The following is a 21,541-nucleotide window of genomic DNA, read 5'->3' as shown; positions in this document are numbered from 1 at the left end:
ACCTTCGGACAAAAAAAGACTGGCAGGATAAATCCTGCTCGCCTGGACGTTTTCTCGTTTTCATCCCCCGCTTAAAAAACGGGGGCTTTCAACTTCGATCTCTGTAAGATGAGTATATTCACTCAACCGGGTTATGTGAAGCTTGTATGAAGCTCAGTCTCACACAGACTTCGGCAACCTCCCATAACCTCGTGTTTTGTTCCAACTGAATTATGATATTTCGGTAAAGATGACGGGTAAACCTTACCAACTCCCGAAAGGGGTGGCATGATGATTGGTAGGAATCAGGGCATCACCAGTAAGCTATAGGCGATCGCTTCCTTACCCTAAATCACAATTTTTTTGACCACTAAGGGTATTACGAGCAAGCAATGATGATTACTAACGCCAACACCCCGATTATTCCTCCCCGGATTGATTATTGCCTCACCGCGACTGAGCAAGGATGGCAACTGACGGCTTGGGAACCCGCTATTGTTGGAGGAAATAGAGTTAAGCCCTATCTATGGAAGTTTAATTCAGAACTCCAAACCCTACAGGAAGCACATCGGGCGCTTCAGCTCATTCTAGGTGAGGAATAGTTTTTTATTATCCAATCGGCTTTGTGCGACTGTCTGAGTGAGTATTAAGCTCATCTGTTTTGAGTTTATGAGCCTAAATGACTGTGATAGACTGATTTGGCTAGATTTGAGGAAGACAGGTTTCAGCTTGTCCTATAGTAAACTTTATTTAGGTTTGATTTCTAGCTCTTTATATCCCGTCGTTTCATCTATTGTTCGCAGAAAAATTAAATTATCGCTGACGCCTATAATAATTTCAGCCGTCGTATAGATAATGCATCCCTCTAGGAGATGCCCCCCGATTGTTTTCCCTTTTTTATCCGACAGGGCAATGTGTAAATGGATACCATGGATAGACAGAGTGCCAACGAAGGAAACAATCTCGAAATGTTCCTTGAAGGCTTGAGCATAATTTTGACCCGAAAAGCGCAGGGTGGCTTGTTGTAGGCTGCCCACAGCTGTAATCATAAACCCAGCTTCAATCTGGTGCTGTGCGACGAAATGCCTTAAGCTTGTCATTAAATCATCATTGGGTTTTAAGCGAAGCGCAAAAATTTGCATGGTGTATGATTAGGGCGGCGGCGCTAATTTCAAGTCAGATATATGAGAGTTGTAATTACCACCTTTGTGGTATTATTTAGCCTAATAGAATTGTCTCAGTGGATGAGTCATTTTACCTTGCCCATGCCAGTATTAATTTTGGCAGGAGCGTTACTCGCGATCGCATCTAACTACGGTAAATCTCCCGGTTGGTTTGTCTCTCTACAATCCAGGCAATTCCCAACTAATCAAACTCAGGCTCCATCTGTGGAGAGTGCCAATCCAGCATCCAACTCGACGGCACTTAATCCATCGTCATCCACACTAATGCCTAAACTGCATCGCTCGATTTCCTTTACGATTCCTCGCCGTTCATCCGGGGATGGGTAAATGGGGAGAGGTAAGTTTAACCTAATATCTAGCCATACCTAGCCATGTCTACTCAAATTGCCCCTATCCCAATGTGGTGTTAGATATAGCCTTACCAAGGCAGATTAGCGCCCCATATTCCGTTTCATTTGATCTAACTCCTCATCGGTTTCCCAGCGCTGAAACTGAGACTCCAACGGATCTACACCTGATCCAATGTTGTAGTTTGAATTCTGGTTCCAAGCTGATGTCTGCCACTGAGATTGAGTTTGGGCTTGAGCGCGGGCGGCTTCTGCTTCTCTTGCCTTGGTATGCACTTCATTACGACGGGTTTGAATCTGACGCTGTAATGCTTTAGTCTGAGCAATTCTCTGTTTAACCCCTTCCATCTTGCCCCAGAGTTGATTACCTTGATGTAAAAGAGCGGCTTCTCGCTGTTGAGCGGCTTGGGCTAAATCAAGTCTGCCTTTCGATTGAGCCTTACTCACTCGTTCATGCCAACGCTGAATTTCTTGGGCAACTCCTAATATTTCGTCCTGGAGGCGCTTTTGCTGAAGTTGCAAATCAGCAATCAGTTTCAACGTGTCTTCTTCTTGCTCCCGTAACTGCTCTTCGAGTGCTTGTAACTCTAGATGGGGATTGTTGCGGAGAAATTCATCCAGGCGATTTTCCAGAAAGCGATTGAGATCCTCAAATAAACCCACGTCAAACTCCTAATACCCGTGCGCCTCGCTAACATACTATCTCATCCTTATAAGTACGGACACAATAAAAGTTGACTTTTGAGGTGAGATTGGGAACAGGGGACAAGAACAAGAGATCGAAATGAACTCACAAGTCACTCTATCGGTAGGCATAAATTTGCAACTTGCCCATAAGTTTCACCCCTTGGGGAGATGATTTTCAGCCTTTAGACAACGATTCTGGCATAAGGACTAGGATGATCTGCCAAGAAACAGGCAATGGTATTCCAGTCATCGTTAACACAACCGAAACAACGAGGAAGAAGATTATGGTTGAGAGTGTGGGACTAGTATTAGGACTCACGAGTTGGGCAGCTTGGATAGCACAAATACCGATAGAGCCAGAACTCGAGACCGTCGAAGATGCTGCACTCATCTTTGACGGACCCCAATTTTTTACCACATTAGTCGCTGGTGTAGTCTTAGCGTTTGCTTTCCAGATGCTATTAACGAATCTGGGTGTCGCGTTGGGAATTTCCTTTGCTGGAGGCGGAGACTCATCATCGTCTTCGTCTGATCATAAGTCATCAGAGACTATGCAGGGGACGATTCGCAAGATTGGTATGGCATTAGGGTTAGGAACATTAATTAGCGTTACCCTAGCACTATTTTTTGCCTGTCTATTTGCCGTAGAATTAAGCTTGCTGGAGAGTCCCGGCTTGGGTGCGATCGTCGGGTTGGTGATTTGGGCAACTTACTTTTCGTTACTGGTTTGGGTGAGTTCGACAACGGTTGGTTCTTTAATCGGCTCAGTAATTAGTACTGCTACCTCTGGTTTTCAAGCCATTTTAGGCACCGCCACAGCCGTAATGGGGGGTAATGCAGTCAGAAAAGAAATGGTGCACACTGCAGAAGCAGCGGCGGCGGCGGTACGTCGAGAACTGGGTTCTGCCATTGACCCAGAGACGATTCGCGAGAACCTAGAAGATTATATGCAGTCTATACGACCTCCAGAACTGAATCTGCAAAAGATTCGGACGGAATTAGAAGATTTACTCAATGACCCAAATTTACAAGAGATTGCTGGTAGTGAAAGCCTGCGTGATATTAATCGGCAGACATTTATTGAATTAGTTAGCAGCCGCAGCGATTTAGCCCCACGGGATGTGAATCGGATTGTTGACCAACTCGAAAACGTCTGGAAGAAAACGGTGAATCGGCTGCCTTCTTCTCAAGATGCTATGGCAGAATTTAGGGAGTATCTTCAGTCTGCCACGCCGGATCAGCTCGTTAGCGGTGAGTTTACCCAAAAGCTAGATGATTTGATAGCAGAACTCCGCAAGCGCCGCAAAGCCCAAAATCCAGGACCTCTGGCTCAGGCTGCATCCACAGGTTTGCATAGTCTGATTGGATTGGTGATGGGACGCACGGATCTGTCAGACTTTGATGTTGAGAAAATTGTTGGTCAGCTTAAAAGCGTCGGAAGCCAAGTCACTGAACAGGTTGATAAAGTTTCCGCTCAAATCAGTGGTAGTAGTAAGGATGAAGTTTACAGTACCGTGCGAGCAGATGTGGAAAATTACCTGCTCAATAAATATTCTTGGCAAATGCAGCAACCGACGCTGGATCGGGAATTCCGAGATGTGCTATATGATCCAGAAGCTGACCCAGCAACCGTGGTGCAGGAATTAGAGCAGCTAAATCGGTCAGATTTTGCTGACTTGTTGAGACAGCGGGGTGTTTTTACAGAAGAACGGATCAGAGAAATTTCTACCTGGTTGGATATTATTCGCTTAGAAGCATTATCTGTGGCGATCGCAGCCAGAGAACGCGCCGAGGCGATCGCACGGTTAGCCGCCATGGAGCAATATCTCCTATCCGCGCCGAAAGAAGCACTCACTCCTGAGAACATTCAACTGAATATCAGGGATATTCTCGGCGATCCGGACGCCGATTACGAACACCTAAGCAATCGTCTGGCTCAGTTTGACCGTCCCTTATTTGAGCGGTTGGTCGAGAAACGCCAAGATTTAACGCCTATTGAACAGGAAGCCGTAATCGTTGAGCTGGAAAAAGCCCGCGATCGCGTGTTGGATACAGCCAGAGAAACCCAAGAGGCGCTTAAGGCAAAAGTTGAAGCTCAGTGGCTGAAAGTTCAGTCTATATTGAGTAACACGGGTAAAGATCAACTGAATCCTCAAGCCATTGAACAGGAACTCAAATTACTCTTGGATGAACCCCAGGTGGGATGGCTACTGCTGCGTAAACGCGCCGAACGCTTTGACCGGGATACGTTGGTACAACTGTTAAGTCAGCGTCAAGATTTGAGTGAAACGCAAATTAACCAAGTTCTCGATCAGGTTGAGGGTACCTGGACTCGTGTTCGCCGCATCCCCCAAAAAATGGTGGATACAACTAAAGAGCAATACGATAAAACCATGTCGGCGATCGCTCAGTATCTGCGGAACACCGGGAAGCCAGAACTCAATCCAGACGGGATTCAGCGTGATTTAACCAAACTGCTGGATAATCCACAGCTTGGAGTCCGTTTAATCACAAATCGGTTAGCTTCAATGGATCGCGATACCCTGGTACAGTTACTCGCCCAACGGGATGATCTGAGTGAACAAGAGGTTAATCAGATCATTGATCAAGTTCTTTCCACCGTTCGCGGCGTAGTCAAATCCCCCCGACGCTGGGCGCTACGGACTCAGGAAACTGTACAAGATTTTCAAGCAGCATTTGCTGATTATCTGCGTTCTACGGGCAAAGAGGAACTCAATCCCGAAGCAATTAAGCGGGATGTGCAATTGCTGCTGAATGAACCCGGTGCTGGAATGTCAAGTCTGCAAGAACGCTTGTCCCACTTTGATCGCTCGACGCTGGTGGCGCTGTTATCCCAACGGGAGGATATTTCAGAAGAAGATGTGAATCGAATTGTCGATCAAATTGTGAATGTGCGTGACCAAGCGATCACCCAAATCCGAACGGTGCAACATCGCATCCAGTCGGTTATTGATGGTATTTTTGAGCGCATTCGCAACTACTTCAATAATTTAGAGCGTCCTGAGCTGAATTATGATGGCATCAAGCGAGATATCCAGACGTTATTTGATGACCCAGAAGCTGGGTTTGATGCACTGCGCGATCGCTTGTCTCACTTTGATCGGGATACCCTAGTCGCTATTATCAGTTCCCGTGATGATATCTCCGAAGCCGATGCTAATCGGATGATTGACCAGATCGAGCAGGTTCGCACTCGTTTGCTACAACGGGCAGAACGTATCCAAAAACAAGCTCAAATGCGTCTAGAACAGGTTAAGTATCAAGCACAACGCCAAGCCGAAGAAACTCGCAAAGCCGCTGCGATAGCTGCTTGGTGGCTGTTTGCTACGGCGCTGGTTTCGGCGTTGGCTTCCGCAGGTGCAGGGGCTATAGGTGTTGCTTAAAGATGTAGAGACGTTGCATGCAACGTCTCTACATCAGGGCGCGTCTCCAGGGATTCCCCCTTATCCCTGTTTCCTTCATTTTGTATCTATCTTTGGATAGAAAAGTAATTTATGACTGTAGAATGAAGTCTATTTTTGCATAAGTTGGTAACGTTAGCTGTAGAGTACGGAGAAAATGATAGTTATGGATATGATCAACTTATTAATGGTCATCACTGCCTTTGCGATCGCGAGTTTTGTTCTTGTTCTCGCTAAGCCAAATCGCCTGTTCCGCTCAGCTATGATGCTGCTGGGTGTTGTCATCTTTACATTTAATAGTGCTTTTCCTGCCTTAGCTGCACCCCCTCAAGCTGCTGTTGATTCCGCTCAAAATTCTCAACAACAGCAACAAGAAAGGGAGAAGTTGACAACCTCCGCCGTGGGCAGTCAGTATCAAGGAATTGAATATGTTGAATCGAGCAAAGGTGGAAACGAACTGAGTGATTCCCAGATTCAAGATAAGATTAAGTCCGATATTTCCGAGAACCTAGTCGCTGGCGTTGCTAGTGGTGCGGTTCGTCTCAGCGGAACCGTTAAAGACCAAGCAACGGCTCGTAAAATCGTTGAGAAGATTAAAGACATTCCTGGTGTTCATGAGATTACCTTCGATTTAGCCCTCGAAGAACTCCCTTCTTAATTAATCAGAAATTAATAAATATTCCGTCAATATCAAACGGAGTTTTTCTTGCTTAAATTGGTCTTGTGGAAGAGAACAAGACCAATTTTTTATTAGATATAGCAGTAGACACATCAGAGGCATTTAAAATCCCAATAAAAGATAGGTTTCATTTTCTTGTTGAGTAACGGTTTGTCTCCAGCTCATTTCCGGGGAGACATCTTCAAATAGGAGAAATAACTGATTATCAACATTCATGCTATAGATATCAATATACTCCGGTCGCTGAGGATTATGGGAACGAGCTACACCTTCGATCCTAAAATCTTCTGTTTTTCCTGCCAAAACAGCCAATAATATATCGTCTAAACCAATTAACTCTGGAAAACTAACACTGACTGACTTGCCAATAGTTAATTTTTCGGGAAAATCACAAAACCTTTGAGCCTGCTCAGAAATCTCTCGAATCGTTAAATCTGGATTGAGGATTAAATACTCCATCTGACGCATTGCCACAAACCGTTCCAGAATAGGATTGAGGGTTGATGACGAAGTTTGAAGTTCAGATAGCTCCTTCAGACGATACCCGAACCCATACACAGTTTCAATAATGTCACCTGCACCCGCTTTGTTAAGCTTGCGTCGTAATCCTTTAACATGTGCCTTAACCGTTTCCCGGTTTGGTGGCTCTCCGAGGGGCCAAAGTTTTTCGATAATATAATCTTGACTAAATATCCGGGTTGGAGATGACATCAACAAATATAAAAGACTGTATTCTTTGGGAGATAGACGCAAGGGCTGTCCCTGACAAGTCACTTCACAAGTACTAGGAGCTAATTCCAACTTTCCCCATTGCAAAGTTGGGGTGCTAGCCTCTCGGTTACGTCTGAGTAATGCCCGGATTCTAGCCGCTAACCCTTCAACCGGACAGGGTTTAATAATATAATCATCAGCGCCCGCATCTAACCCCGCCACCATATCTTGAGTCGCTACTGATGCACTTAATAAAACAATCGGACTGGTATTTCCGGCTTGTCTTAAACGGCGACAAAGGCTAATACTATTCAGATGAGGCAAATTAATATCAAGCAGAATCAGATCATAGTTATAGGCTAAAGCATTATCCAAACCTGTCTCACCGTCATCTGCCAGATCAACAACATAGTTTTGTTGAATTAACCCTGCCATAATAGTTTTGGCTAAGGTTGGATTATCCTCAACAAATAAAAGTTTCATTGTCTTCCCCCTTTGAATAATAGATGATCCTGAATCTTCCCTTGATACCCCCCCTAGTTCTGATGGAGGAAAATCCTCCCCTACCTGAACCTCAGCGTTCCCGACATCGTTTTGGACAATTTTTCAGGAGACACAGAGATGGGGCATAGGCAGAAAATCTATCAACAGACAGAAGACATTCTGTCCACTGAAACTCCTATTCTGACTCACAGCAAAAGAGTATGGTAAAAAAAACAAGGGATTGTAATAGATGTTAAACACAGAGCCGGCTGATTCTATGTCGTTGTCGATGAGTTCCCAAGAGCGTAACCTGCTCAAGCACCTAGTTGACTACTCCTCTATCCAGTCTCTGCCAGAAATTTGGTCGATTGCGGCGCAGCGATTTGGACAAATCATTGCCCTGAGAGATCCCCATGCCCAACCCGAGGTGATCCTAACGTACACCCAGTTGGTGCGCCAGATTCAACAATTCGCGGCGGGGTTACAAACCCTGTTCGACAATCCAGTAATTAAACAGGAACAAGACTCCTCGGATCTTCCTCCCCGTGTCGCCTTGATTGCCGATAACAGCCCCCGTTGGCTGATTGCCGATCAGGGGATTATGACGGCTGGGGCGGCAAATGTGGTTCGCAGCGCCCAAGCTGATCCTGATGAACTGCGGTATATCTTAGAACACAGTGGCAGTATTGCTTTAGTTGTCGAAGATATTAAAACACTAACTAAACTCAGACCTTATCTTGACGATTTGCAGATTCAGTTTGTGATCCTACTCTCCGATGAAGATCCACCTGCTGAAGACAAGCTCAAGGTGCTTAATTTCTCTGAGGTGATGAGTCTGGGGTCAAAAACAACTCTACAACCGGTTCAGGCAACCCGTCAAACCCTAGCCACCTTAATGTACACCTCCGGCACCACAGGTAAACCCAAGGGGGTAATGTTAAGTCATGGAAACCTGCTGCATCAAGTCACCACCTTTGGTATCGTCCTCCAACCCAAAGGAGGCGATCGCGTATTGAGTATTTTACCGACTTGGCATGTCTACGAACGCACCGTAGAATACTTCCTCCTATCCCAAGGCTGTACCCAAATTTACACCACCATTCGCCATGTCAAAGCCGATCTCAAAGCATTTAAACCCATCTACATGATCGGTGTTCCTCGGCTGTGGGAATCCATTTATGAGGGGGTGCAAAAGCAATTTCGTGAGCAACCGCCGAACAAGCAAAAATTAGTTTTTACCTTACTCGATATCAGTCAGCGCTATATTAAGGCGCGGCGAATCGCTCAAGGGTTAGACCTGAACCAGCTGAATACTGGTCCTTTAGAACGTATCAGCGCCAGCATCCAAGCCTCACTCCTGTTACCCGCCCATAAATTAGCCGACAAACTAATTTATCAAACTGTGCGGGCGGCAACCGGGGGTCAAATCAAAACCATTATAAGTGGTGGGGGTTCCCTGGCAATGCATTTAGAAAACTTCTTTGAAATTGCTGGGATTGAGATTCTTGTGGGATATGGACTCACCGAAACCTCTCCAGTCACCAACGTCCGCCGGATGGAACGGAATCTGCGCCGTTCATCCGGATTACCCATGCCTGGAACCCAGATTCGCATTGTTGATCTCGAAACCCACAAACCCCTACCTCCAGGCAAACGGGGGTTGGTTTTGGTGAAAGGACCCCAAGTGATGCAAGGGTACTATAAAAACCCAGAGGCGACAGCAAAAGCCATTGACTCCGAGGGATGGTTTGATACCGGAGATTTGGGATGGGTGACTCCCAACAATGACTTAGTATTAACGGGACGGGCAAAAGATACCATCGTATTGACCAACGGCGAAAATATTGAGCCGCAACCGATTGAAGATGCCTGTCTGCGAAGTCCTTATATTGAACAGATTATGCTAGTGGGTCAAGATCAGCGATCGCTCGGTGCGTTAATTGTGCCGAACCTAGAAGCCCTGCAACAGTGGGCAGCCGCTGAAAATGTTACCCTAAACTTGCCCAACTCCGATACAGAGGAGAACAGCGAGTCGTTCCGGACGACTATTGAACTCAAAAGTAAAGAGGTGCAGAACCTATTCCGGCAAGAATTGAACCGGGAAGTCAAAAATCGACCAGGTTATCGCCCTGATGATCGGATTGGTCAATTCGTGCTGATTTTAGAACCCTTTTCCATAGAAAATGGCATGATGACTCAAACAATGAAAATCCGGCGACCCGTTGTTACTCAACGATATCACGATATCATTAACGGGATGTTCGCCTGATTGATGGGAAATAGGGTGAAAGAGTCTGCTGGCAAGTTGCCTGTTGATCTTAATCCTCATGCCCCAAACTTTGGGTTATGCTATTACCCGGATTAACCCATATCCTTTTAATGTTTCAGACCTACCGAGAAAGAGCTATATGACTACAGAAGAATCTAAATCAAATCTACTCTTGAAGCGACCGGTTAATATTAAAGCCATTGTCACACCCCGTTGGAAGGAGGAGGTGCAACAACAACTTCAGGGACAAATTAACCAACTTGACTCTCAACTTCAACAGTTAGACATGCAGGGGCAACGGGCGATCGCGGAAATCCAAAAGCAAAGTGTGCAACCTCCAGGTCCTCAAGTCAAGCAGCAAATCGACAGTATTCAACTACAGGTCAATCAAAAGAAAAGTGAGCTACTAGAACAGAAAAACCAGCAACTCCAGCAACTTCAACAGGTACAGATGCTCGAACTTGACCAAGAAGTCAATCAAGGTCAAATCGAAAGCTTCTTCCGCGTCGAAGCCGGAGATAACCTGGTTCGCAAAATGCAGGTCGAAATTCTCCTGCGAGATGGCGTAGTCGAAGAAATTCGCGGCGATATCTAAACTTGTGAGGCAAGTAGGAGTGGGTGTGAGGGAAGGGTTTTTTGCTATTGATGATAACGTTACCTCCAACCCACCCTGCCTGTAGAGACGCGCCATGGCGCGTCTCTACATTGGGTATCTTGCTATCCTGAAGAGAGTTGCCCTACTATGGCTAATCTGCCCATTCAACGATGAGTGACCAACCGACCCGCTTATGTATTCTCGGTGGAGGCTTTGGGGGGCTTTATACTGCCCTGCGCTTAAGCCAACTCCCTTGGGAAAAATTACAGCAGCCAGAAATTATACTCGTTGATCAAAGCGATCGCTTCGTATTTATGCCCCTGCTGTATGAACTTCTGACAGGTGAACTGCAAACCTGGGAAATTGCCCCACCCTTTGAGGAACTCCTGGCAAATACAGGGGTACGCTTTACCCAAGCCACGGTGATGGGTATTGATAGTGAGCAACAGCAGGTACAATTGCAGGATGGCGTAGAATTTTCTTACGATCGCCTGGTCTTATCCTTAGGCGGAGTTACACCTATCGAGAGCGTTCCCGGCGTCGCTGAACATGGAATTCCCTTCCGCGCGATCGCAGATGCTTATCGTTTAGAAGAACGGTTACGCATTCTGGAAGAATCCCACCGGGAAAAAATTCGTGTCGCGGTTGTGGGTGGTGGGTACAGTGGGGTAGAACTCGCCTGCAAACTGGCTGAACGGCTGGGAGAACGAGGGCGCCTCCGGTTAATTGAACAGGGTGAGATGATTCTGAAAACCTCTCCCGAATTCAACCGTGAAGCTGCACAGAAGGCTTTAAATGAGCGAGATGTGTGGATTGACCTAGAAACATCAGTAGACTCGATCAGCGCTGACACAATTTCTCTGCTATACAAAGGACAGGTGGATACCATTCCTGTAGATATCGTACTATGGGCAGTTGGCACTACAGTAGCGCCGTTGGTGCGATCGCTCCCCTTTAAACAAAACCACCGGGGTCAGCTGATGATCACCCCAACCCTGCAAGTGGTTGATCATCCAGAACTTTATGCTCTAGGGGATCTCGCTGATTGTCGAGACGCCACAGGTCAACAAGTCCCCAACACCGCTCAATCAGCCTTCCAGCAAGCCGATTACGCCGCTTGGAATATCTGGGCATCCCTGACTGGGCGTCCCTTACTTCCCTTCCGCTACCAGCATTTAGGCGAGATGATGACATTAGGGACAGACAACGCGACACTGACCGGGTTAGGATTAAAACTTGATGGGGTCTTCGCCCACGTAGCGCGACGCCTTGCCTATCTTTATCGTATGCCCACCCTAGACCATCAGGTTAAAGTTGGTTTAAATTGGATTGCACAACCTTTATTAAATCTTCTCAAAGATGAGGGATAAGGAAGTTTTGACCTTTCACTTAGGAAAGAGGAAACCCGGTTGTGAATTTTGAATATGTAGGGGCGGGTTTTACTACTATCGTTTTTTACCTCACCCAGATGCAACTAAACCCGCCTTCACTATTTGACAAATGATAAATGACAAATAACAAATGACCAATCCAAAAGTCATTTTACTAGATGCCGTCGGTACATTGTTTGGGGTGCGTGGTAGTGTGGGTCAGGTTTACAGCCGCGTAGCTCGTCAGTTTAACGTGAATGTACCACCCAAACTGGTTAATGATGCCTTTTTCCAAGCCTTTGCTGCGGCTGATCCCTTAGTTTTTCCAGACACAGACTCACAAGAGATTCCTCAGTGTGAATTTGAATGGTGGCGCGTGATTGCCCTTCGCACATTCCAAAAAGTCGGTGTTCTGGAACAGTTTGCCGACTTTACCGATTTTTTTGACCACCTTTACACCCACTTTGCCACAGCCGAACCGTGGTTTATTTATCCCGATGTGATCCCATCCCTGGAGGGGTGGCGGCGGGTTGGTATTCAACTGGGTGTTTTATCCAATTTTGATTCTCGCCTTTACTTAGTGCTAAAAGCCCTGAATCTGGATGAGTTTTTTAGTTCAATCACCATTTCGACAGAAGCGGGGGCGGCTAAACCTGATCCCAAAATTTTTACCCATGCTTTACATAAACATGGATGTGAACCTTCAGAAGCATGGCACATTGGTGATAGTTTGCGGGAGGATTATCAGGGGGCTAAAGCGGCGGGATTGAGAGCGATTTGGTTGGAGCGTTCCGAAGATATGGCTGAGATTTAATCGTCATTAGTCATTTGTCAGGATAGAGGGAATTATACTTCAAATTCATAAACGGCAATGACCGATTCTCGAATTATTACCTATAGTCCCGCTTACACCCTGGTGCCTACATACGAATGCTTTAACCGTTGTAGCTATTGTAACTTTCGCGCAAATCCGGGTCAAAGTCCATGGTTGACTTTAACAGAGGCTGGTGAGCGCTTAACACAGCTTCAACCTCAGGGAATTTGTGAAATCCTCATCCTCAGTGGTGAAGTACATCCCCACTCACCACGCCGTCAAGCTTGGTTCCAGCGAATTTATGATCTATGTGAACTTGCCCTATCGATGGGATTTCTCCCCCATACTAATGTAGGACCGTTGCAGTTTGAGGAGATGCGATCGCTAAAATCGGTAAATGCATCAATGGGATTAATGCTGGAGGAGATAACACCCCAACTCCAGCAAACCGTTCACCGTCATGCACCCAGTAAGATACCACAGGTGCGGCTACAACAGCTTATTTGGGCGGGGGAATTGCAGATTCCGTTTACTACAGGCTTATTGTTGGGTATTGGTGAGACACCCGTTGACTGGTGGGAAACCTTAGATGCGATCGCGCAGCTTCATCATCAGTATGGTCACATCCAAGAAGTTATCTTACAACCCCACAGTCCCGGTCATCAACAAAATTGGCAAGCCCCCGCCTTTGATCCGCAGCAGTTACCCCAAGTCATTGCTAAAGCACGTCAAATTTTACCCGCCGATATCACCCTGCAAATTCCGCCCAATTTAATCCTAGATGATCAATGGTTACTCGCCTGTTTAGCAGCAGGGGCGAGAGATTTGGGGGGAATTGGACCCAAAGACGAGGTAAATCCCGATTATCCCCATCCTCACATTCAGCGATTACAAAATATCGTCGAACCAGCCGGATGGCATCTATCACCACGCTTACCCGTTTACCCGCAGTATAATAATTGGTTGTCCCCACGACTACAACAAGCCGTTTTGAATTACCAATTCCCTATTTCTTAACCAATTACCTCTTCCCCAATCTCCCCTGTATGTCTGAACTTGAAACTGCCTTAGAATTCATCCAAAACATTGAACAGAAAAACCCTAATAAATCAGCCTATGAAATCGCCAATATTTTGCGCGGCTATACCCGAAAAAACTATACAACAAGGTTATGGAGTACCGCAACAGGTTATCACCAAGACTATATTGAAGGAGAATTTCAAGGAAAACTGAACGGGGATGTACTCTTAAGTGGTGAAATGACAGATTTTGGTCATTTTCTGGCATCCTTGTCTGACCAAATTAATCAACCGGGGGTTCAATGGTCAGATTTAACCCAATGGACAGCCGATCATACAGCATGGGCGGGTGATATTGGTTCAGCGATTATTGTATATCGAACGCAATACGCTACCCTAGCTGTCAAAACTCTAGGGGAAGCCTTAACTCGCTTTGCTAGAGATTCTGACTATACCGCAGATGTCGCAGCTTGTGTTATCGGATCTCTGATTAATTCGGGTCGCTATCACTCGGTTTCTCAAGCCATTGCTGACTATAATTCTACCTCGTATTCCCAGCAAGTGAAAACATTTATTCGGAAACGTTTTGGCGGATCATTTCAAGGTAATCAACTCAATAATCCAGCAACTGTCGAAGCAAAAATGGCTCAAGTTGTCTTTTTATTCGTGCGGTTATCCAATGCTCCAGATAGGGTGAAATCAATGAAAGAGTTTTGGCAATCTCCAGAGCAATTAAGCTTAAGTAATATTGTGCAACCGCAACGGAGTGATATTCCCTGTTGCTAAAGAATTAATTTCGTCTTTTCGTTAAGTTTTAAAAACAAGCCTCTATCATTGGCAGAAAAAATTGCTAAACTACAGCAATCGAAAACAATCCCGAATGGAATGGTTGAAAAATGACTCAAATGAAATGTCCTAAATGTCAAGGAAGCTTAGAGGCTGTAGTTTATGCCGATATTGAAGTAGATCGATGCACGGATTGCCATGGCATTTGGTTTGATTCTCAAGAGGCTCAAATTCTCAAGAAAATAGAGGGCTCTGAAGTTATCGATACGGGTGATCCTAAAATCGGGAATAAATTTAATACCATCGAAGATATTAATTGCCCGAAATGCAAAGCAAAGATGACCAAAATGGTTGACCTAAAGCAGTCTCATATTTGGTACGAGAAATGCCCTATCTGTTATGGAATCTGGTTTGATGCGGGGGAATTTAAAGATTATAAACAGGAGGATGTTCAGGATATCTTTAAAGGAATCTTTAGTCGAGAAAGACGCTGATAGGTGCTGATCAGCTATTCAAGCAAATGGGGAGTTATTCGGGTTATCTATACTAGCGAATCATCAATCAAAATACAAAATAAGCGGGTTAAAGGGACTTACCTTACCCTCTGGGAAAGCTATACCTAAATCCCCACCTAACATTTGAGAGGTAGGGACTTCCTAGAAAACAAGTCCAGTAATCGGATCATCTACTTAAATTTTCCAAAACAAAATGGTGACATGAAGAGCTAAAATTTCCGATCTCTTGACCCTTTACGAGCTTCGAGGGTATGCTTTTTACTTCTTGTGACCACTAACTGCTATTACTGGACTTGACATTCTGGGGATTTTGTTAAAATAGCCTTTAGTTTATATACGCTAAATCTCTTCTGACTTATCCACGCTATGGCTGGGAGAGGCATTATATAAAGCATCAAGCTGGGTGCGGGCGTCTTCAACCGTCATTGATTTCATCACCAGCAGCGGCTCACTTGTTGGTTTACCTGCATCATCCAACAGTTCTGGGTGGGGTACACCAGTGTGATGAAAGCCAGACGCGGAAAATGATTGTCTTCCCGCAGGGGAGTAGTGCCGCTGAGCATCTATACTCAAGTTCAGCAAGCTGCGAATCAAATTCCCGATCGCAAGAAATGCAATAACGGTAAAGGCAATTACATAGAGTAGGTGTAACATGGCATCATCCTCAAGACTAAACCGTTGATTTGTTAATCGATTATCTTAGATGGGTCAAGAAATTACGTCTTTATCAGTAATCCGTTTAGCTTATCAAATCTCGGCAGAAATTTGATCACTCCCTCGACTCAATATTCACATTGTTGGAAACCTCCGACTCAGATTCTCCCGATTTCAATGAGCGCCAGCGCATCCCTACTTGCCAACATTCGTTGACTAATCGATGCCATGGCACTAATGTAGCGGGTTCAATCCCGACTTGACCATCCGTTGCTTGAAACAGTGTCACCGCCGCATTGACTTCCCGTTGAGCTGTTTTGACTCGATCGAGTAAATCCGTCTGCTGCTGTCGGCTGAAAAAGCTGATCTCCTCGGATTCGAGTAAAGAACGCGATCGCGAAAACCAATATTGAAAATCATCCAAGAGCGGTTGCAGTATTGACTTGAGCAGATCTTGCTCGTGAGGCTGAGACTGAGGCATGAATCTTAAGCGCTAATTCATCTGTAAACTTATCTTAACGCTAGTTACAATTCTTTACAATACGCAAACAACTGAGCAACCTGCATTGATTGAATAAGGTAGGTATCATGGAATGGAGCAAGGGAACCAGGGAAACCGGGCTAATTAGGTTCATTGTTCATCGTTTTGTTCACACACACCGATGAACCATGTAGCTGGCTTGGAGAGAAGCGAGTACCATGATCCATGATCCATGTAGTTTGCTTCTGTTGCCGGAATACGCTGGCATCCCCCATCTTTTCGTGGGATAAGCTTAAACCCGATTGCATAAGAACTGCTTTCAATCTCAACTCAATGGTACACTCACCCATGTCCAACGTAGAAGCCCCCCAAAAACCCGAAAAAATCCATTTGCCTCGGACTAGTGAATCCGAGAGCTTAAAAAAAATTCGCCATACCGCCTCCCACGTCATGGCGATGGCGGTGCAGAAGCTGTTTCCGGGGACACAGGTGACCATTGGTCCGTGGATTGAGAATGGCTTTTATTACGACTTCGCTAAACCCGAACCCTTTACGGAGCAAGACCTAAAAGCCATCAAAAAAGAGATGGTCAAAATCCTCAAGCGCAAACTGCCCCTGATTCGGGAACAAGTCACTCGTGAGGAAGCCGAACGCCGGATCAAAGAACTCGGAGAACCCTACAAACTAGAAATCCTTCAGGATCTAGAAGACCCAATTACGATATACCATCTCGGAGACGCTTGGTGGGACTTGTGCGCTGGTCCCCATCTGGAAACCACCGCTGACATTCATCCCAAAGCAATTGACCTAGAAAGTGTCGCTGGGGCATACTGGCGCGGCGATGCGACTAAGGCACAACTTCAGCGAATTTACGGCACCGCCTGGGAGACGCCGGAACAACTAACCGAATATAAGCGGCGCAAAGAAGAAGCCCTCAAGCGTGACCATCGCAAGCTGGGCAAAGAACTAGGACTGTTTATCTTATCCGACGCTGTAGGACCGGGATTGCCCTTGTGGACGCCCAAAGGCACTGTATTGCGGAGTACCCTGGAAGACTTCCTCAAGCAGGAGCAAATTAAGCGCGGTTACCAACCGGTGGTTACACCTCATATTGGTCGCGTCGATTTGTTTAAAACTTCGGGACATTGGCAGAAATATAAAGAAGACTTGTTCCCGATGATGGGTGAGTCAGAAGCCGAGGGCTTTGTCCTGAAAGCCATGAACTGCCCGTTTCATGTGCAAATCTATAAGCATGAACTGCGTTCCTACCGAGATTTGCCTATGCGCCTAGCGGAGTTTGGCACGGTTTATCGGTATGAACAATCGGGAGAACTGGGCGGATTAACGCGGGTTCGGGGCTTTACCCAAGATGATGCTCATCTATTTGTCACCCCCGAACAACTCGATGATGAGTTCTTGCGGGTGGTTGATTTAACTCTATCGGTGTTTGGCACACTAGGGTTGCAAGACTTTAAAGCCCGTTTAAGTTTCCGTGACCCCAGCCAAGACAAATATATTGGTTCAGATGAGGCGTGGAATAAGGCAGAGAACGCCATTCGTCGGGCAGTCGAAACCTTGGGAATGGCTCATTTTGAAGGCATTGGCGAAGCCGCGTTTTATGGACCAAAGCTGGATTTCATATTCCATGACGCCCTCGATCGCGAATGGCAATTGGGGACAGTACAGGTGGACTATAACCTGCCAGAGCGATTTGATTTAGAGTATGTGGCGGAAGATGGGACGCGCCAGCGCCCTGTGATGATTCACCGTGCGCCCTTTGGTTCATTGGAGAGGCTGATTGGCATTGTGATTGAGGAGTATGGGGGAGACTTCCCCTTCTGGTTAGCTCCCGTGCAAGCACGACTGTTACCTGTGAGTGATGAACAGTTACCCTTTGCCAAGGAAGTGGCACAGAAGATGCGCCTGGTGGGGGTTCGAGTCGAAGTTGATACCAGTGGCGATCGCTTACCGAAGATGATTCGCAATGGAGAAAAGGAAAAAATCCCGGTGATGGCGGTTGTCGGGGCGAAGGAGGTTGAGTCGAATAGTCTCAGTGTCCGGACTCGCACCGCTTTTAAGCCCTCCCAAGACTTAGGGGCGATTCCTGTGGCGCAGGTGTTAGAACGCATGGAGAGTGCGATCGCCAACCGCCAGAATTTTTAGGTTAAATCTCTCTCTATATATATGATGTAGAGACGTAGCATGCTACGTCTCTACAAGGTTTTGGCGTCTGGACAAAGTGGCTAACTTGGTATTAATCATGTTGCAATTGCTTAACCCTATTAATCGATAGAGGTTTATAGAGAGAACATAAGGCGACTTTTCGCTTTTCCAAAAGTTTAGCCACTTCATTCATAACAATGTCCACCAAATCGGTATCACAGCTAGCTAAAAACTCTTCCGACGTTATTGTTCCTTGAAAAAACTCCTGGGTGCGTTGCCACATCTGGCAAATCCCCTCAAATCCGATGTACTGGACAACAAAGCTAGTCAAAGGAGAGGTTTTGAAATCGAAGGAAATGCCTTGAGCGCGTCCCCCTGCCAATAACTGCCACACTTCGCATTCCAGCACAGTTTTAGGTCGATAAGGATTAATCAGAGTGGGAAACGAATCGCCCAAACGACCGATTGAACTGTGTTCATCTCCAAAATCTCCCATCATAATGCTTAAGGGAACATCTGAACCTAAACGCAATGATAAGGCTTCTAAAATAGCATTAGCCACCAACTTACTGTCTAAATATAGCCGCGCCACTTCTAAATTACGGCGAGCTTGCTCTACTAAATGGAGATAAATTAAATCATTGGGTTCGCCTCGGAACTGTCTAAAAATAAGTTCGGCGTTAAGGAATTTCATAAAAACTGCCATTTTTTGGATGGCAACTCGATAATCCCGCACCGTATACGACCCAGATTTGTTTAGATTATGGTTAGTTTCGGGTAATAAATTCCAAGTATTGGATAAAAAAACAGCCGAGCTGGGATGAGCAAACCCACCAACATCCCGATTCGCAAGTCTTACTGAACGCTTCACGCTTTCTAGAATTTCTGTATCCGTTAAGTTAAGATTAAATCGCTGATTTGTAGACTTCAAACACTGATATAATTCTTCGCTAGGACTTAACCCAAAATCGGATTGAGTGCGGAAGGGAATAGTCGCTTCGATACAAGCTATAACCTGCACAATCAATCCCGGCGTCAGTAAAGGCTCTAGTAGTTTAGCCGCAACAATCGCACTTAAAAACTCATTTTGTCCGGTAAAGGGAAATAGTTCCTCTCCTGGATTGACTTTAAACAGAGTGGCGACTATCTCAAAAAGGGTATCCTGTTCACCTGTATTTTCTTTTCTGACAAAAAACTTCCCTCTCTCCTCCTCAATAAAAGGAGCGAGATAGGGTGTCAGGTTAAACGGAATACATCCATCAACTTGCACGTAAATAATATCGTGAAACAAAGCCGCCAAGACTTCAATAGCGTCTGTCGATCCACCGACTTCTAAAATATGTTCTACGGAATGAAAATAGCGCCAGGGACCCATCATTGTTTGCACGATGATTCGGGCAATATGAGCAAGCTGACTTTGGCAAACTTTAACGTCGAGCTTATGGGTTGCCCAGATGAGCTTATGCAAACATTTCTGATAATTCTTATCAAAATTCATAATGTGAACTTAACTCATGGGAATATTTTAAAAGCGTCATTATAACTCTATACAGCATAAACAGCTATTGACCAGGAAAAGAGAGGGGAAACGGGCAAGCTTTTAGTTAATTAGGGAGGGTTGAGGGAGTACTGTTGATTCTTTTTCAAGAGCGATAGCTTAAAATTCTGCCCTTACTTTGAGTTTGGATTTCACTCCCCTACTTCCCCCGTTCAAGGATTTTCTATCTTTAAATCCAATTCGAGATGAGCGGCTTTCAATGAAATAGGGAGATTTTCGGATTGTCGTTGCCATGGCATGGTACTATAGTCTTTACTTTAAATTGTGAAGGTTTTTTAGCTGATTTTACCTCAGCCAGATGTTTGATTGCATCTGCGCCAATTTGCGGAATCTCTCACAAGAGAATTCTGAATCGGTTATGGTGAGGTTTAGATGCACACAGGAGCAGGGTAAAAATGTACCAGACGTGTCATGGCACATCTGGGAGCAGGGGATAAAGGAAGAGATGTCACCTGACCTTTGCGTATTCTTAGATACATTTTTGCTGTTGGATTTCTCCTGGCTACCAAGGTTTGTGATCTACGGAAAATCCCTTATCCTGGACTGAACGTCCTCTTAAGAGAGATTCATCTCAGCATAGTCTAATGAGTAATCAGCAAAAGGCAAACCGCCCAGCTCGATAGTCCGAATTTTTCTGGGTAATGGCTTGGAGCGCCAGTCAGCCAGACTTACCGCGCTCAAGCTACTCCTGAAAAATGCCCGATTCTGGCTAGCGATCGCTGAGCACGTTATCTCTTTCCCAATTGGCTGTTTGTGAGCGATGATCATACTATCTTAACCTAAATCCGCTGATTCGGACTCTCTGAAGATACTATGAGCAATCGCCCTCCCTTGAATGCATCTGCCCCAGCCTCCATCCTTTGGCAAGCCCAGCAGGAACTGTTACCGCCTCGTCAGTTCTATCGTCTGTGCCAACAAGCGCGTCAGCAATCCGATCAGACACAGACACGATTATACTTCTATGCTCCTGATTCAACGTTCATTGACTTAAAAAACAGAATTGGAGCGCGGGAAATTAGACTATTTCTCGACTATTTAGCCCGATATGTACGGGGGACTGTGCAAGAGGGCGATCGCTTTATATTCTACCTCAAACGAGGCAGGCTCCGGCTAAAACACAAAACTCAGACAATAATATTAATTAGAAAAGTAGGGGAGTATTCCCCACATACCCTATTTAAGCAAGCCATGAAAATTGAAGTAAAAATAGCTGGGGCTGGGATGATTGGTCGGGTCGCTCGTCTTAGGATAAATGGCAAAGATTTTGCCTTTAAAGCATTTTTTGATCCCGACTTTGTGTGGCAGCACGGACCTTGGGCAGAAATTCCCATCGGTATTCGCTTAAAATATTGTCAGGTAACTAAAGATATGCCGGAATTTTTGTTTTCTGGTCTGGATTGGGCAATATGGGAATGGATTTATCCCCACACTCATCCCCAATCCCGAAAACAGGGCATTACATACCAGCAGTTTGCTCAAACGGAAGGACTCACGACACTGAATCCCTTAAATCGAAATAACTATAATCCCCATAATATACGCCTTGATCCTGGAGGAATTCAAAAAAACTATTGGGGAAGGCGATTGCAGGATTTTTTCCGCAGCCTTATGTTTTATGCTCGGAAAGTTCGCACACAAGGATGGAAGTCCCTGACTCCATACCTGAAACCGGAAAAACTCCGCTATTTAGGGGTGCGGTTGGTTTCACTCAGGAGAACTGGGGGGAGTCCAAGGGCGGTATCGTCGATACCAGATTGGCACACCGTATTGACGAAGAAAACAAACGTAAAACACCGTGAACTATGATAAGCTGAGCAATCATTTT

19 protein-coding genes are annotated in these 21,541 nt (G+C 45.6%); 13 read left to right on the top strand and 6 right to left on the bottom strand.

From position 1 onward, the window contains the following. The first annotated feature begins 371 nt into the window (after positions 1–371). Positions 372–581: a hypothetical protein gene (locus tag ACLGGO_RS06645; protein ID WP_446335464.1), complete on the top strand. Its 210-nt coding sequence runs from the start codon at positions 372–374 to the stop codon at positions 579–581. A 144-nt stretch (positions 582–725) separates the two neighbouring features. On the opposite strand, the gene ACLGGO_RS06640 is transcribed toward ACLGGO_RS06645, so the two are convergent. Next, positions 726–1,121, bottom strand: a complete 396-nt coding sequence (locus ACLGGO_RS06640) for a PPC domain-containing DNA-binding protein (RefSeq protein ID WP_446335465.1) — start codon at positions 1,119–1,121, stop codon at positions 726–728. Positions 1,122–1,163: 42 nt separating this feature from the next. On the opposite strand from ACLGGO_RS06640, the gene ACLGGO_RS06635 reads away from it, so the two are divergent. Then, a complete protein-coding gene (locus tag ACLGGO_RS06635) occupies positions 1,164–1,490 on the top strand; it encodes a hypothetical protein (RefSeq protein ID WP_446418713.1) in 327 nt (108 codons plus the stop codon). A gap of 104 nt (positions 1,491–1,594) precedes the next feature. Here the strand turns inward: ACLGGO_RS06635 and ACLGGO_RS06630 are convergent, their stop codons facing one another. After that, on the bottom strand, positions 1,595–2,173 hold the full coding sequence (locus ACLGGO_RS06630; protein ID WP_446335467.1) for a TIGR04376 family protein: 579 nt from the start codon (positions 2,171–2,173) through the stop codon (positions 1,595–1,597). 308 nt (positions 2,174–2,481) lie between these two features. On the opposite strand from ACLGGO_RS06630, the gene ACLGGO_RS06625 reads away from it, so the two are divergent. Both ACLGGO_RS06625 and ACLGGO_RS06620 read left to right on the top strand, forming a co-directional pair. After that, on the top strand, positions 2,482–5,601 hold the full coding sequence (locus ACLGGO_RS06625; protein WP_446418715.1) for an MFS transporter: 3,120 nt from the start codon (positions 2,482–2,484) through the stop codon (positions 5,599–5,601). Positions 5,602–5,785: 184 nt separating this feature from the next. Further along, positions 5,786–6,277: a BON domain-containing protein gene (locus tag ACLGGO_RS06620; protein ID WP_446418712.1), complete on the top strand. Its 492-nt coding sequence runs from the start codon at positions 5,786–5,788 to the stop codon at positions 6,275–6,277. A 123-nt stretch (positions 6,278–6,400) separates the two neighbouring features. On the opposite strand, the gene ACLGGO_RS06615 is transcribed toward ACLGGO_RS06620, so the two are convergent. Beyond that, complete coding sequence (locus tag ACLGGO_RS06615) at positions 6,401–7,492, bottom strand: response regulator transcription factor (protein WP_446335470.1); 1,092 nt, start codon at positions 7,490–7,492, stop codon at positions 6,401–6,403. Positions 7,493–7,742: 250 nt separating this feature from the next. On the opposite strand from ACLGGO_RS06615, the gene ACLGGO_RS06610 reads away from it, so the two are divergent. The 7 genes from ACLGGO_RS06610 (at position 7,743) to ACLGGO_RS06580 (ending at position 14,839) form a co-directional block, all read left to right on the top strand. Beyond that, a complete protein-coding gene (locus ACLGGO_RS06610; RefSeq protein ID WP_446418711.1) occupies positions 7,743–9,761 on the top strand; it encodes an AMP-dependent synthetase/ligase in 2,019 nt (672 codons plus the stop codon). Positions 9,762–9,900: 139 nt separating this feature from the next. After that, entirely contained in the window at positions 9,901–10,356 is a 456-nt protein-coding gene (locus ACLGGO_RS06605; protein WP_446335472.1) for a YlqD family protein, read from the top strand. Positions 10,357–10,526: 170 nt separating this feature from the next. Beyond that, the gene (locus ACLGGO_RS06600) at positions 10,527–11,726 is read left to right on the top strand and encodes an NAD(P)/FAD-dependent oxidoreductase (protein WP_446418710.1); all 1,200 of its coding nucleotides are present in this window, start codon (positions 10,527–10,529) and stop codon (positions 11,724–11,726) included. A 151-nt stretch (positions 11,727–11,877) separates the two neighbouring features. Further along, complete coding sequence (locus ACLGGO_RS06595) at positions 11,878–12,540, top strand: HAD-IA family hydrolase (protein WP_446418709.1); 663 nt, start codon at positions 11,878–11,880, stop codon at positions 12,538–12,540. A gap of 57 nt (positions 12,541–12,597) precedes the next feature. Then, positions 12,598–13,557: a 7,8-didemethyl-8-hydroxy-5-deazariboflavin synthase subunit CofG gene (cofG, locus tag ACLGGO_RS06590; protein ID WP_446418708.1), complete on the top strand. Its 960-nt coding sequence runs from the start codon at positions 12,598–12,600 to the stop codon at positions 13,555–13,557. 29 nt (positions 13,558–13,586) lie between these two features. After that, on the top strand, positions 13,587–14,345 hold the full coding sequence (locus tag ACLGGO_RS06585) for a hypothetical protein (protein ID WP_446418707.1): 759 nt from the start codon (positions 13,587–13,589) through the stop codon (positions 14,343–14,345). A gap of 110 nt (positions 14,346–14,455) precedes the next feature. Next, positions 14,456–14,839: a TFIIB-type zinc ribbon-containing protein gene (locus tag ACLGGO_RS06580; RefSeq protein ID WP_446418706.1), complete on the top strand. Its 384-nt coding sequence runs from the start codon at positions 14,456–14,458 to the stop codon at positions 14,837–14,839. Positions 14,840–15,199: 360 nt separating this feature from the next. Here ACLGGO_RS06580 and ACLGGO_RS06575 read toward each other — a convergent pair whose 3' ends face one another. Both ACLGGO_RS06575 and ACLGGO_RS06570 read right to left on the bottom strand, forming a co-directional pair. After that, complete coding sequence (locus tag ACLGGO_RS06575) at positions 15,200–15,514, bottom strand: DUF2973 domain-containing protein (RefSeq protein ID WP_446335480.1); 315 nt, start codon at positions 15,512–15,514, stop codon at positions 15,200–15,202. Between the two features lie 115 nt (positions 15,515–15,629). Beyond that, complete coding sequence (locus ACLGGO_RS06570) at positions 15,630–15,995, bottom strand: DUF2605 domain-containing protein (RefSeq protein WP_446418705.1); 366 nt, start codon at positions 15,993–15,995, stop codon at positions 15,630–15,632. Positions 15,996–16,328: 333 nt separating this feature from the next. Between ACLGGO_RS06570 and thrS the strand changes: the two genes are divergently transcribed. Beyond that, positions 16,329–18,158, top strand: a complete 1,830-nt coding sequence (gene thrS / locus ACLGGO_RS06565) for a threonine--tRNA ligase (protein WP_446418704.1) — start codon at positions 16,329–16,331, stop codon at positions 18,156–18,158. A gap of 91 nt (positions 18,159–18,249) precedes the next feature. Here the strand turns inward: thrS and ACLGGO_RS06560 are convergent, their stop codons facing one another. After that, the gene (locus ACLGGO_RS06560) at positions 18,250–19,656 is read right to left on the bottom strand and encodes a hypothetical protein (protein ID WP_446418703.1); all 1,407 of its coding nucleotides are present in this window, start codon (positions 19,654–19,656) and stop codon (positions 18,250–18,252) included. Positions 19,657–20,529: 873 nt separating this feature from the next. On the opposite strand from ACLGGO_RS06560, the gene ACLGGO_RS06555 reads away from it, so the two are divergent. After that, positions 20,530–21,522 carry a hypothetical protein gene (locus tag ACLGGO_RS06555; protein WP_446418702.1) on the top strand — a complete coding sequence of 331 codons (993 nt, stop codon included), beginning with the start codon at positions 20,530–20,532 and terminating at the stop codon, positions 21,520–21,522. The last annotated feature ends 19 nt before the right edge of the window (positions 21,523–21,541 follow it).

Origin of the sequence: Coleofasciculus sp. (genome assembly GCF_046565525.1) — a bacterium.
In the GTDB taxonomy this organism is placed as follows: domain Bacteria; phylum Cyanobacteriota; class Cyanobacteriia; order Cyanobacteriales; family Coleofasciculaceae; genus Coleofasciculus.
The sequence above is the reverse complement of the archived record's forward strand: the minus strand, read 5'-3'. Positions and strand labels throughout refer to the sequence as shown.

Excerpts from the sequence above, each read along its gene's own strand:
- ACLGGO_RS06645 (WP_446335464.1), top strand. The coding sequence starts at position 372 with ATGATGATTACTAACGCCAACACCCCGATTATTCCTCCCCGGATTGAT.
- ACLGGO_RS06640 (WP_446335465.1), bottom strand. The coding sequence starts at position 1,121 with ATGCAAATTTTTGCGCTTCGCTTAAAACCCAATGATGATTTAATGACA.
- ACLGGO_RS06635 (WP_446418713.1), top strand. The coding sequence starts at position 1,164 with ATGAGAGTTGTAATTACCACCTTTGTGGTATTATTTAGCCTAATAGAA.
- ACLGGO_RS06625 (WP_446418715.1), top strand. The coding sequence starts at position 2,482 with ATGGTTGAGAGTGTGGGACTAGTATTAGGACTCACGAGTTGGGCAGCT.
- ACLGGO_RS06620 (WP_446418712.1), top strand. The coding sequence starts at position 5,786 with ATGGATATGATCAACTTATTAATGGTCATCACTGCCTTTGCGATCGCG.
- ACLGGO_RS06615 (WP_446335470.1), bottom strand. The coding sequence starts at position 7,492 with ATGAAACTTTTATTTGTTGAGGATAATCCAACCTTAGCCAAAACTATT.
- ACLGGO_RS06610 (WP_446418711.1), top strand. The coding sequence starts at position 7,743 with ATGTTAAACACAGAGCCGGCTGATTCTATGTCGTTGTCGATGAGTTCC.
- ACLGGO_RS06605 (WP_446335472.1), top strand. The coding sequence starts at position 9,901 with ATGACTACAGAAGAATCTAAATCAAATCTACTCTTGAAGCGACCGGTT.
- ACLGGO_RS06600 (WP_446418710.1), top strand. The coding sequence starts at position 10,527 with ATGAGTGACCAACCGACCCGCTTATGTATTCTCGGTGGAGGCTTTGGG.
- ACLGGO_RS06595 (WP_446418709.1), top strand. The coding sequence starts at position 11,878 with ATGACCAATCCAAAAGTCATTTTACTAGATGCCGTCGGTACATTGTTT.
- cofG (WP_446418708.1), top strand. The coding sequence starts at position 12,598 with ATGACCGATTCTCGAATTATTACCTATAGTCCCGCTTACACCCTGGTG.
- ACLGGO_RS06585 (WP_446418707.1), top strand. The coding sequence starts at position 13,587 with ATGTCTGAACTTGAAACTGCCTTAGAATTCATCCAAAACATTGAACAG.
- ACLGGO_RS06580 (WP_446418706.1), top strand. The coding sequence starts at position 14,456 with ATGACTCAAATGAAATGTCCTAAATGTCAAGGAAGCTTAGAGGCTGTA.
- ACLGGO_RS06575 (WP_446335480.1), bottom strand. The coding sequence starts at position 15,514 with ATGTTACACCTACTCTATGTAATTGCCTTTACCGTTATTGCATTTCTT.
- ACLGGO_RS06570 (WP_446418705.1), bottom strand. The coding sequence starts at position 15,995 with ATGCCTCAGTCTCAGCCTCACGAGCAAGATCTGCTCAAGTCAATACTG.
- thrS (WP_446418704.1), top strand. The coding sequence starts at position 16,329 with ATGGTACACTCACCCATGTCCAACGTAGAAGCCCCCCAAAAACCCGAA.
- ACLGGO_RS06560 (WP_446418703.1), bottom strand. The coding sequence starts at position 19,656 with ATGAATTTTGATAAGAATTATCAGAAATGTTTGCATAAGCTCATCTGG.
- ACLGGO_RS06555 (WP_446418702.1), top strand. The coding sequence starts at position 20,530 with ATGAGCAATCGCCCTCCCTTGAATGCATCTGCCCCAGCCTCCATCCTT.